The organism is Gemmiger sp. An50 (genome assembly GCF_002161595.1).
Classification (GTDB): domain Bacteria; phylum Bacillota; class Clostridia; order Oscillospirales; family Ruminococcaceae; genus Allofournierella.
The window spans coordinates 215,846-227,929 of record NZ_NFID01000003.1 but is presented as its reverse complement, the minus strand read 5'-3'; the positions used below and the strand labels follow the sequence as shown (position 1 = coordinate 227,929).

Below are 12,084 nucleotides of genomic sequence, written 5' to 3'. Positions count from 1 at the left end.
CCATGAAACAGAATGCAAAATGGAAACAGCACGCCCTGATCCGGGTGCTGGCAAACAACCACGGCAACCCCCGCACCTTGATTTTCATCGAGCCGCTGTGGGGCATCCCCTACAACCTGATCACCCCCTTTGCCACCCTTTACATGTACACCTTGGGCGTGACCGACGTGCAGATCGGACTGATCCTTTCGGTCACCATGGCGGTGCAGATGGTCATCGCTTTCTGGGGCGGCATCCTTACCGACAAGCTGGGCCGCAAGTTCACCACCATGTTGGGTGACTTTTTCGGCTGGGCCATCGCCTGCCTGGTGTGGGCGGTGTCGCAGAATTTCTGGATGTTCCTCATTGCGGCGGTGCTCAACTGCTTTGAGCAGGTAAACCAGACGGCCTGGTTCTGCCTGCTGATCGAGGACGCCGACCCGGCCGATCTGGTGGAGATCTACACCTGGGTGACCATCGGCGGACTGGTGGCGGTGTTCTTTGCCCCTCTCTCCGGTCTGTTCGTGAGCGCCTATTCCATGGTGCCGGTGGTGCGGGTGCTGTATTTCCTGTTCGCCCTTACCATGACTGCCAAGACCCTCATCACCTTCCGGTTCTGCCATGAGACCGGCCAGGGCCGCATCCGGCGAGAGCAGACCAAGAGCGTTTCGCCGCTGCGGATGCTGGCGGAATACCGCCAGCTGATTCCCAGCCTGCTGCGCAGCCCCGGCCTTTTGAAAGCGGTGGCGGTATCCGTTATCTTTTACATCACCAACATGGTGAACAACACCTTTTTCAGTCTGTATGTGACCCAGCGGCTGGGCCTTTCGGAGAATTTTCTGGCGGTGTTCCCCATCCTAAATGCGGTGGTGATGCTGGTATTTATGGTGGGTGTGCAGCACCGGCTGCGCTTCTCCCAGTTCCGGCTGCCCCTGTGGCTGGGGCTGGCCCTCTACGGCACGGGCACACTGGTGTTGATTCTGGCGCCGCTGAACGGGCTGGGTGCGGTGCTGGCCTATGTGCTGCTCTGCGCGGTGGGTGCCGCTCTGGTGAACCCCCGCAAGGATGCCCTGCTCCAGCTGAATCTGGATGCTCAGGAGCGGGCGCGGATGAACGCGCTGATCATCGCCTCCACGGTGGCGCTCTCCTGCCCCTTCGGCTACTTCGCGGGCTGGCTTTCCAGCCTGGACCGCCGCCTGCCCTTTGCGTTCAGCATGGTGCTGTTCGCCGTGGCCGCGCTGGTGGTGAGCCGGGTACGGGAGCCCGGCCCCGGCGGTCAGACCGAATAAGATTTTTAAAAGCAAAAAAGCTGTTCCCTTTTCATCCGGGAACAGCTTTTTGTTTGCCCTTTTCTGTTTTCAGACCGCATGCACCTGTGCCGAAACGGCCTGCGGCGCGGCAGGTGCCGCTGCCCGGGCCGGAGCAATGGCTGCGGCCAGCTCCTTTACCGAAGGGAACAGATACCGGGGCGAATGGGCAAAGGCCGCCGCATCCTGCAGGGTAGCCTCGCCGCTCAGCACCAGGGCGGTATCCACCCCCGCATGCACGCCGCACAGAATGTCGGTATACAGCCGGTCGCCCACCACAAGCGTCTGTTCCGGGCTGCAGCCGGTGAGCGCCAGGGCGTACTCCACCATGGCCGGCTCCGGCTTGCCGATGAAGCGGGGGCGCTTGCCGGTGGCGGTCTCGATCATGTTGCAGATGGCCCCACAGTCCGGCAGGTAACCAAACTCCACCGGGCAGACCAAATCCGGGTTGGTGGCGATGTATTCCGGCTCGCCCTCGGTGAGCAGGCGGCATACATCCTTAATCTTCTCGTAATTGAGCTGGTTGTCGTAGGACACCAGCACACAGTCAATGCCACTCTGCAGGCTGGTGGTGATGCGCAGGCCGTTTTCGCGGCATTCCTGCAAAAAAGAATCGGTGGCGAGACCGTAGATCAGCTTATCCGAGCAGTGTTTTTTCAGGTACTGAATGGTGGCATAAGCGGCGGTAATGTACTGGTCCGGGCCGGTCTCCACCCCCAGCCGCCGGAAAAATCGGATGTAATCCCGGGTACCGCGGGTGGCGTTGTTGGTGATGAAGATGAATTGCCCGCCACTTTGACGAATGGTCTCCAGAAAGGCTTTGGCACCGTCGATCAGGCCCTCGCCCTTGCAGATGGTGCCGTCGATGTCCAGCAAAAAGAGTTTTTTCTGACGCAGCTGTTCCACCGTCGGCTTACTCCTTTTCTTCCAGTTCCGCCCGCACCTGCAGCGCCAGGGCGGGATCGTTGGTGATCACCGCATCCACTCCGCGCTCCATCAGCAGGCGCATATCCTCCGGGCGGTTCACGGTCCACACCCGCACAGCCAGGCCGCTCTGCAGGTAATCGGTGAGGAAATCCGCCATTTTCACATGCCACAAAGCCGGATGCAGGCCCTTCACGCCCCGGCGGGCGGCGTATTTTTCCACCTCGAAGATCACATCGCTGAAGAGATACGCGGTCTCGGCGGTGGGGTCCAGGCGGCGGACCTCCTCGATGCTGTAATGGTTGAAGGAGGAATAGACCACCCGGTCCTGCATGCCCAGCTCCTTCACCAGCTCCAGAGTCTTTTCCTCGATGCCCTCGTACCACAAAATGCCGGTCTTCAGCTCGATGTTCACCTGCATATCGCCGGGGCGCACCAGCTCCAGCACCTGGCGCAGGGTGGGAATGCGGGCCGCTTCAAATCCTTCCATGTGATTGTCTGCCCGCAGAGCCTGCAGCTGGGCCAGGGTGTGGTCCTTCACCAGGCCCTTGCCGTTTGTGGTGCGCTCCAGAGTCTCGTCGTGGATGACCACCAGCTCACCGTCCGCGCTCAGGTGTACATCCAGCTCGATGCCCTCGGCCCCCTGCTCCATGGCCAGACGGAAGGCCTCCAGCGTATTTTCGGGGGCGTACTGGCTTGCGCCCCGGTGGGCGAATACTTTGCTCTGTTTCATGGTTTTTTCTCCTTTGTTGTCTGTAATCAAGCCGAAAGACCGGGAAAAGATGAGTCTTTTCCCGGTCGTGCTTCCGGCGATGGGAAGATCAGCCGTTGATCAGGTTATAGGTTTCGATGGTCTCGTTCATCTGATCGGCAATGGACTGCACCGCCTCCTCGGGGGTCTGGCCGCCGCTGAGCATCTCCTCGATCTCGGTCTCCACAATCTGGCGGGACTCGGGGAATACGCTCAGCAGAGCGCCCGCGTACTGGGGAGCGGAGTCATGCAGCTGGTCGATGGCGGTCTGGAACTGGGGATACTGCTCCATGTTCTGCTTGTAGGTATCCTGCTCAGCGGCAGCGGTGGTCACCGGGAAGTAGCCGGTCTGAGCATTCCAGTAAGCCTGGGACTCGGGAGAGATCAAAAACTCGATGAAGCGCCAGGTGGCAGCAGCCTTGGTCTCATCGTTGTTGTTCAGCGCCCACAGGGAGCCGCCGCCGATGGACACGCCGCCCTCGTCGCTGTCATTTACCTTGGGGAAGTAGGCGGTGCCCACCTCAAAGGAATCGCCGCTGTCCTGCAGGACCTGCTTCAGAGAGGCGGTGCTGCCGAACATCATGGCGGCCTTGCCGGAGGTGAAGTCGGTGGTGGCAGTGTCGCTGCCGGAACGGCCCACATTGGGGGCAACGCCTGCATCGTACAGCTGCTTCCAGCCGTTCAGGATGTTCAGCGCGCCGCCGTTGGAGTCGAACACCACGCTGGTGGCGGCCGCGTCACGGCCGTTGCCGTTGTCCACCAGCTCCAGGCCCTGCTTGCTCATGAACTGCTCGAACCACCAGCCGTATACACTGATGGCGATGGGCTCAGTGCAGCCGGCGGCCTTCAGCTTTTCGCCGGCCTCGGCGATCTCGGAGAAGCTGGTGGGAACCTGCTCAATGCCCGCAGCCTCGAACATGTCCTTGTTGTAGTACAGCAGAGGGGTGGAGGAGTTGAAGGGCATGGAGTACAGGCCGTCGCCGGTGGTGTAGTAGGCGGCGATGTTGGGCTCGATCTGAGCGATATCATAGCCGGAGGCATCGATCATTTCCTGCATGGGAATGACCCAGCCGGAGTCGATCATGAATCGGGTGCCGATGTCGTAGATCTGAACCAGATCCGCACCCATGTTGCCGATCTGGGCGCTCTTGAGCTTGTTGATGGCGTCGTCGTAGCTGCCCTGGTACACGGCCTCCACGGTGATGCCGTACTCATTTTCGGCGTTGAACTTATCCACCAGATAGGTCATGGCCTCGCCGTTCACGCCGCCCATGGAATGCCAGAAGGTGATCTTGGTTCCATTGGTGTCCACATTGGCAAAGTTCTCGCTGATCAGGCCGGAGCTCTGGGCCTCGGTCTGCACGGCGGTGTTCTCGGCGGTGCCGCCCGCCGCGGCAGAACTGCCGGACGCGCCCGCGCCGCAGCCGGCCAGGGTGGTCATTGCCATTGCGGCGGCCAGAACGCCCGCCAGGATCTTCTTTTTCTGCATTTCTTTTCTCTCCTCAAATACTTATTATACTTCGTTGTTTATCCTTTTTCTATTTACAAACGGCGTATTCTCGCCGGTTGCAGCGTTTATTTAACCCTTCACCGCGCCGGAGAACATACCCCGGATCAGCTGCTTCTGGCCCACCACGAAGATGATCATGCTGGGGATGATCACCGACACCACACCGGCCATCATCAGGGTAATGGACTGGGCATCGGTGTTGTCCAGCATACTGATACCGATCTGCACGGTGCGCATCTCCTGGGAGCCGGTGACCAGCAGGGGCCACATGTACATATTCCAGGCGTTGATGAAGGTGTAAACCGACATGGCGCCGATGGCAGACTTGGTGAGCGGCAGCAGGATGCGCACGACGAAGCGCAGGTTGCCGCAGCCGTCCAGCTTGGCGGACTCATACAGCGAGATGGGGAAGGTCATATAGAACTGGCGGAACAGGAAAATACCCATGGCAGAGGTGAGCGAGGGCAGAATCAGCACCAGATAGGTGTCCAGAATGCCCAGCTGGCTCACGGTCAGGTAATTGGAGATGATGGTGGCCTCGCCGGGCACCATCATGGTGGCCATCACCAGCATGAACAGCACATTCTTGCCCTTGAAGTTCAAAAACGAGAAGGCAAAGGCCGCCAGCGAGCAGGTGAGAATCTGGCCCAGGGTGATGCACCCGGCCACCAGGAAGGAGTTCAAGATAAAGCGCAGCAGGGGCACCTGCGCCCAGGCGCGCAGATAGTTTTCCAGCGTGGGAGCGCTGGGGATTAAATTCATATCCATGGTGAACAACTCGCTGCCGGTCATCAGAGAAACACTGACCGCATACAGCAGCGGAAAGAGGATGAACAGGGCTACCACCACATTCAGCGCAACCAGCACGCCGGTCTTAATGCGGCGGCGGCGCAGGGCGGCAGCGCTCATGCGGCGGTGCAGGGCCGCCAGCTGCTCTTCGGTATACTGGCCCCGGCGCAGCACGCCGTTCAGAGGGGCCTTTTGATTCACAGGCATATCCATTTAATACTTGACTCCCTTCTTTTCCACCTTGAACATAACCAGGGTCAGCGCCATGATGATGAGGAACAAAATGACGGACTGGGCAGCCGCGCTGCCGAACTTGTAGTTGAAGAAGGCGTCGCGGTAGATGGAGTAAACAATCAGGTTGGTGGACTCGCCGGGGCCGCCCTGAGTCAGGATCTTCACCTGGCCAAAGGACTGGAAGGCCTGGATGATGTTGACCACCAAGGTATAGAAGATGATGGGGCTCAGGCCCGGCAGGGTGAGCCGGAAGAACTTCTGAACGCCGCTGGCGCCGTCCACAGAGGCGCGCTCATAGATGGATTCGTCGATGTTGCCCAGGCCCGCGGAGAAGTACAGGAAGTTGATGCCGCTGTTCAGCCAGGCAGTGAGCACCGCCACACAGATAAGGGCGTAGCGGGGGTCGCTGATCCAGTTGATGTCCAGACCAGTGAGCTTGTTGAACACGCCGATGGTGGGGTTCAGGATCACCTTGAAGATCATGGCCGCGCCGCTGGAGGCAATGGCCATGGGCAGCGCATAGGCGGTGCTGAAGGCCCGGATGCCCGGGAAGGTCTTGCTGCACAGCACAGCAGTGGCAAGGCCCAGCAGCATGCTGCCGAACACCACAATCACCACAAAGATCAGGGTGACCAAGATGCTGTTGTAAAAGCTTTCGGAGGTGAGCAGGTCGGTGTAGTTTTTCAGCCCCACAAAAATCTTTGCCTTGCCCAGCTTATCGGTGAGGAACAGGCTCAGATAAATGGTCTTAAAAAAGGGGTAAAACAGGAACATGCCGAACACTGCAAAGCAGGGGATCAGGTAACAATAGGGGCTCACCCCGGCGAGCCGTTGACGTAACTGGTTCATTCGCAATCGCTCCACTGATAAAAAAGATTTTGTTCGGTCTCACCATCGAAAAAGTGAGCCTTTTCCATATCCACCCACAGGGAGGCCGCATCGCCTGCGCGTGCGTCGGTGCGTTCCTTTACCCGGGCGGCAAACTCACCGTCGGCGGTTTCCAGATGCAGGATGGTCTCGTGACCCAGGCCCTCACAGGCGGTGAGGCGGCCGTCCATACGGCCCAGCACCCGGTTTGCTGCCTGCGTGGGCAGAATGTCCTCGGGGCGGACACCCAGCACCACCTCGCGGCCTTTGCAGCGGGGCCACAGGCCCGCCGCCTGATCAAAGGTCAGCGGCAGGCACAGACCGTTCCGGCTGCGGAACACAATACTCTGCTCCCCTTCCTCCACGGTGCCGCGGACAAAGTTCATAGCCGGAGAGCCGATGAAGCCCGCCACAAACAGGTTGGTGGGGCGGCTGTATAACTCCGCCGGGCTTGCCACCTGCTGGATGCGTCCCTCCTTCATCACCACAATGCGATCCGCCAGAGTCATGGCCTCGGTCTGGTCATGGGTTACATAAATCATGGTGGCGCCCAGCTTCTGATGCAGCGCCGCCAGCTCCACCCGCATGTGGGTCCGCAGCTTCGCATCCAGGTTGGACAGCGGCTCGTCCATCAAAAAAGCCCGGGGCTCACGCATGATGGCGCTGCCGATGGCCACCCGCTGCTTCTGCCCGCCGGACAGCTGGCCCGGACGGCGGTTCAAAAGGTGCTTGATGTCCAGCATTTCGGCGGCCTTGTCCACCCGCCGGGCAATCTGGTCCTTGGGCACCTTGCGCACCGACAGCGAAAAGGCCATGTTGTCGTACACGCTCATCTGCGGATACAGTGCGTAGTTCTGGAACACCATGGACAGATCCCGCTCGCCGGGCTCGGCGTAATTGCACAACTCGTCGCCTATCCACAGTTCGCCTTCGCTGATCTCCTCCAGCCCGGCAATCATGCGCAGGGTGGTGGACTTGCCGCAGCCGGAAGGGCCCACAAATACGATGAACTCGCCATCGTGGATGTGCAGCGAGAAATCGCTCACCGCCCGCTGGCCCTTGTCGTATATTTTGCTGATATTCTTCAAAACGATTTCTGCCATAAAGCTTTTCTCTTCCCCCTTGTCTTCCGCCGGGCCGCCCTCACTCGTTGGGGCACACTGCCCGGTACACTGGGTATGATACCGGATTTTCCCGGCCCTTTCCGCCGCTTTCCGGTAAATCGTTTGTAAAAAGCAAGAAAAGCAAATTCGCCCAAAATCTTCCAAAACTTACCGGAAATTCTGCCAGTCAAATGCCGCAAAAATAAGGCCCCGGCAGCGCAGAGGGGGAAATCTGCGCCGCCGGGGCAAGGAAAGAGGAGAATGGATCGGTTTTGTTAAATTCTGTTAAGTGTTTGCAAGATTTTGCTCAGGTTTATCGGGTAACTTCCGCCCGGGCCATGGCCTGACGGTAATCCCGGTGATCGGTGAAGATCTCGTTCTTATAGGGATTCTTCTTCTGCTCCACCGACCGCTTGATGATGATGGCCAGCACGATCACGTTGGCCGCCAGCGCCAGAATGGCGATCACGCCCTGCATGGTGGGATTGGCGGTGGTGGGCCGCACGGTGGCATCCATCACACCGTCGGAATAGAGCACCGGCAGGGTGCTGAACACGCTGTAATCCTGGAAGGCCGGGAACACCTGGGCGAACATGCACCACAAAGCCAGAGTGTTGGCACGGTTCTGAATCCAGCCGCCCTTGTTCCACAGTGCGTTGGCGAAGGTGGGGGCCAGCAGCAGAGCCAGACCGCAGTACCAGGCATGGGTGGGCAGGTTGTTGTAGGTGTACTCAAAGTTCCACAGGTCGTAGGCAATGATGAAGTAGATGGTCATATCCGGCCAGAGCATGTCGTCGTGCTTCTTGGAAGAGTAGATGCCCCACCAGCCGGTCATGCACAGGATGTTCAAAATGCCCGCGATGCCGTTGACCCAGTTCCACCAGCCGCCGTACAGCCACACGTTCTCGCTGGACAGCCACCAGCGGTCACCGGTGGCGGCCAGGGCCATGGCGCCCCGAATACCGGACTCGAAATCGCTGCACACGGCGATCAGAATGTTGATGGCCACAATGGCGAAGGGGAACACCCGGAACCAGGGCTGCTTGCCGATGCCCCACTTATACTTGATCATCATGAAGCCGATGCATCCGGCGGTGGCGGCGTAGAGCTTGGCATAATGGAACCAGCTGTTCATGTGAACGTAAGTAGGATTATTCAGCGCCCACTCGGCGCCCATGGCCGCGCCCACATAGATGGACACGAAATACACGGTGAGTGCCGCAGGCAGAATCAAAAAGAAAAACACCCCTCCCTGTTTGGTGCGGCGAGAAAGCTCGTTCAGCACCACCAGGCCCGCAAAGACCAGCAGCCAGCCCAACAGCTGGAAGCCGGCGTTTTCTCCATAAATCTGGAACAACATGATAAATTTCCTCCTTTGCCGGCACGTTTTTGTGCCGGCTTTTCCAATTGGCTTGATCAGGCCCGGCCGCAAACCGGGCACTGTGTCTCCCCCGTCCCTTCCGGTTCGGGGGGAATATCATTTTCTTCGGGCACCTCGATCTCCTTGATGAGCATCTCGCTGCCCTGCAAAAGGTGTGTGTGCGCAGAACCACAGGCCGGGCAGGTCTTGCCATAGGCCACAGTGGGATAAATTTCTCCGCAGCTCTCGCACAGGGTCTGGGCGGGAATGGTCTCTACCCGCAGCTGCGCGCCTTTCAGCAGCTCGGAACGATCCGCCGCCCAGCGCCAGCAATCCTGCAGATAGTGCTCCACCACACCGGACACCTCGCCCAGCTGCAGCGTCACCGCGCTGACCCGCTTCACCCGGTTTTTGCGGCCCACCTCTTCCACGCCGCGGATGATGTGGAACACGATGCCCAGTTCATGCATGGCTCATTTCTCCTTCTTGCCGAAGCGGATCTTCATCTCCCTCTTGAGCATATAGGGCAGGATGGCCTTGAACTTGTCCTCACTGCGCACCATGTTGCTGCAATCGGGCAGCTCGCGGGAAAGATGGATGGCGTCGAACTCGCACTTGGTGGTGCAGATGCCGCAGCCGATGCACTTGTTGGGGTCCACCACCGAGGCGCCGCAGCCCAGGCAGCGAGCGGTCTCGGTTTTCACCTGCTCTTCGGTGAAGGTGCCGTGGGCATCCCGGAAGGAGCGAGTGTGGTCGATGCGGCCGTCCATGGCGGGGTGCTGGCGGGCAGCGCTGTCGTAGCCGGTGAGAACCGCGTTGTCCTTATCCAGCTCGATGAACTGGCGGCGGTCCCGGCCGATGGTCATGCTGGTGTTGGGCTGCACGAACCGGTGGATGGACACTGCGCCCTGCTTGCCCGCGGCAATGGCGTCGATGGCGAAGCTGGGGCCGGTGTACACGTCGCCGCCCACAAACACGTCCGGCTGGGCGGTCTGGTAGGTCAGCGGGTCTGCCTGGGCCCGGCCGCCGCCCCCCAGCTGCACGGTGCTGCCGGTGAGCAGCCCGCCCCACTGGATGCTCTGGCCGATGCTCATGAACACCCGGTCACAGGGTACGGTTATGGTATCCTTTTCGTCGTAGACCGGGGCGAAGCGGCCGTTTGCGTCGGTGACCGACACACAGCGCTTGAATTCCACGCCGGTGACCTTGCCGTTTTCCTCCAGGATGCGGCTGGGGCCCCATCCGCAGTGGATGTTCGCGCCCTCCTGGCGGGCCTCGGCGATCTCCTCGGGGGAGGCGGGCATCTGGTTTTCCTGCTCCAGGCAGTACATGGCCACATTCTCCGCGCCGCAGCGCAGGCAGGAGCGGGCCACATCGATGGCCACGTTGCCGCCGCCGATCACCACCGCCCGGCCCTTGACCGGGGTGGTCTCGTCCTCGCTGACCCGATGGAGGAACTCCACCGCCGTGGTCACGCCCTCGGCGTTTTCGCCGGGGATGCCTGCCGTCCGGCCTCCCTGGCAGCCGATGGCCAGATAAAAGGCCTTATAGCCCTGGGCACGCAGGTCATCCAGCGTCACGTCCCGGCCGACCTCCACATTGCAGCGGATCTCCACGCCCATCTGGCGCAGCACCTCGATCTCCGCGCCCACCACGTCCTTCTCCAGCTTGTAGGAGGGGATGCCGTAAACCAGCATACCGCCGGGTCGAGCGTTTTTCTCAAACACGGTGGGCTTGTAGCCCTTCTTCGCCAGGAAGAAGGCACAGGACAGGCCCGCCGGGCCCGCGCCCACAATGGCGATCTTGTCGTCAAAGCCGCCCCGGTTGGAGGGGGGCTGGATGGGCGGCACATAGCGGGTGGCCGCGTCCAGATCCTTCTGGGCGATGAACTTCTTCACCTCGTCGATGGCCACCGCCTGGTCGATCTTGCCGCGGGTACAGGCATCCTCACAGCGGCGGTTGCACACCCGGCCGCACACCGCCGGGAAGGGGTTCTCCTGCTTGATGAGGGCCAGCGCCTCGGTGTAACGGCCCTGGGCTGCCATTTTCAGATAGCCCTGCACCGCGATGTGAGCCGGGCAGGCAGTCTTGCAGGGAGCGGTACCGGTGTCGTGGCAGTTGGTGCGGTTGGTGTCCCGGTAGTTGATGTCCCACTTTTCCGGGCCCCATTTCACCCGGTCCGGCAGCTCCTGACGGGGGTATTCCACCGGACCGTCCTTGGTGCAGAGCTTCTGGCCCAGGCGCACCGCGCCCGCCGGGCAGTATTCCACGCAGCGGCCGCAGGCCACGCAGTTTTCGGTGGTCACATTGGCCACATAGGCCGAGCGGCTCATGTTGGGGGTATTGAACAGCTGGCTGGTACGCAGAGCGTTGCAGATGTTCACATTGCAGTTGCAGATGGCGAAGATCTTGTTCTCACCGTCGATGTTGGTGATCTGGTGCACGAAGCCGTTGTCCTCGGCGCGCTTTAAGATGCGCAGCACCTCGTCCCGGTCTACATAGTGGCCTTTATTGGTCTCCACCAGGTAGTCCGCCATGTCGCCCACGCCGATGCACCAGTCCTCCGGGTCGTCGCCGCAGCCCTCGCCCAGCTTGGCGCGGGACATGCGGCAGGAGCAGGGGCTGGCGGCGTACTTGCCGTCGTATTTATCCAGCCAGTGGGAGATGTGCTCGATGTCCACCGAGCGGTTCTCGGTCTGGATGGCCTGCTCCACCGGGATCACATGCATGCCGATGCCCGCACCGCCGGGGGGCACCATGGCCGTGATATGCTCCAGCGGCAGGAAGGTCATGCGCTCGAAAAAGGCGGTGACCTCCGGGTGCTCGTCGATCTGCTGTTGCTTCATGTTGAAGAACTCGGCGCTGCCGGGCACGAACATGGGCAGCACATACTGTTTCTCCCGCCGCTCGTTTTCCCAGTTATATTCCAGCAAGCCCACGTTGCTCATTTCCTGCAGCAGGGGCTCCAGCTCCTGGGCAGGCTTGCCGGTGACCTTGACCAGCTGGGGCAGGGTCATGGGTTTGCGCACCTTCATTTTCAGGGCCACATCCGCCATCTCGTCGGTGACGATGCCCGCAAGGCCCCAGTATTCCGGGTCCTCTGCGGTGAGCGGGCGCAGCTTGGCGGGTACCCGGTCGGTGATCTTCTGGCCCAGCTTTAAAATCTTCTCCCGGGGCTTTTCGTCCTTCGGGATGGAAAAGGGCAGCTTTTCTTCATCCAGGGGAAAATGGGTCTGGCTCATATCCTTTTGTCCTTTCCT

The 12,084-nt window shown here is 60.5% G+C and carries 10 protein-coding genes; 1 reads left to right on the top strand and 9 read right to left on the bottom strand.

Going from position 1 to position 12,084, the window contains the following annotated elements; genetic code table 11:
* Positions 1-2: 2 nt before the first annotated feature.
* Positions 3-1,268, top strand: a complete 1,266-nt coding sequence (locus B5G03_RS04760) for an MFS transporter (protein ID WP_087180612.1) — start codon at positions 3-5, stop codon at positions 1,266-1,268.
* A gap of 69 nt (positions 1,269-1,337) precedes the next feature.
* Here the strand turns inward: B5G03_RS04760 and B5G03_RS04755 are convergent, their stop codons facing one another.
* The 9 genes from B5G03_RS04755 to B5G03_RS04715 form a co-directional block, all read right to left on the bottom strand.
* Complete coding sequence (locus B5G03_RS04755) at positions 1,338-2,192, bottom strand: HAD-IIA family hydrolase (protein ID WP_242962289.1); 855 nt, start codon at positions 2,190-2,192, stop codon at positions 1,338-1,340.
* Positions 2,193-2,199: 7 nt separating this feature from the next.
* The gene (locus B5G03_RS04750; RefSeq protein WP_087180611.1) at positions 2,200-2,943 is read right to left on the bottom strand and encodes a glycerophosphodiester phosphodiesterase; all 744 of its coding nucleotides are present in this window, start codon (positions 2,941-2,943) and stop codon (positions 2,200-2,202) included.
* Between the two features lie 88 nt (positions 2,944-3,031).
* The gene (locus B5G03_RS04745) at positions 3,032-4,450 is read right to left on the bottom strand and encodes an ABC transporter substrate-binding protein (protein WP_087180610.1); all 1,419 of its coding nucleotides are present in this window, start codon (positions 4,448-4,450) and stop codon (positions 3,032-3,034) included.
* 90 nt (positions 4,451-4,540) lie between these two features.
* Complete coding sequence (locus B5G03_RS04740; protein WP_481808405.1) at positions 4,541-5,473, bottom strand: carbohydrate ABC transporter permease; 933 nt, start codon at positions 5,471-5,473, stop codon at positions 4,541-4,543.
* On the bottom strand, positions 5,474-6,343 hold the full coding sequence (locus tag B5G03_RS04735) for a carbohydrate ABC transporter permease (RefSeq protein WP_087180609.1): 870 nt from the start codon (positions 6,341-6,343) through the stop codon (positions 5,474-5,476). It lies immediately after the preceding gene.
* Positions 6,340-7,464, bottom strand: coding sequence for an ABC transporter ATP-binding protein (locus tag B5G03_RS04730; RefSeq protein WP_087180608.1), 1,125 nt, complete (start codon positions 7,462-7,464; stop codon positions 6,340-6,342). Before B5G03_RS04730 ends, B5G03_RS04735 begins: the two co-directional genes overlap by 4 nt.
* A 313-nt stretch (positions 7,465-7,777) precedes the next feature.
* A complete protein-coding gene (locus B5G03_RS04725) occupies positions 7,778-8,824 on the bottom strand; it encodes a DUF5692 family protein (RefSeq protein ID WP_087180607.1) in 1,047 nt (348 codons plus the stop codon).
* A 56-nt stretch (positions 8,825-8,880) separates the two neighbouring features.
* A complete protein-coding gene (locus B5G03_RS04720; RefSeq protein WP_087180606.1) occupies positions 8,881-9,294 on the bottom strand; it encodes a hydrogenase maturation nickel metallochaperone HypA in 414 nt (137 codons plus the stop codon).
* 3 nt (positions 9,295-9,297) lie between these two features.
* On the bottom strand, positions 9,298-12,066 hold the full coding sequence (locus tag B5G03_RS04715; protein ID WP_087180605.1) for an FAD-dependent oxidoreductase: 2,769 nt from the start codon (positions 12,064-12,066) through the stop codon (positions 9,298-9,300).
* Positions 12,067-12,084: the final 18 nt, after the last annotated feature.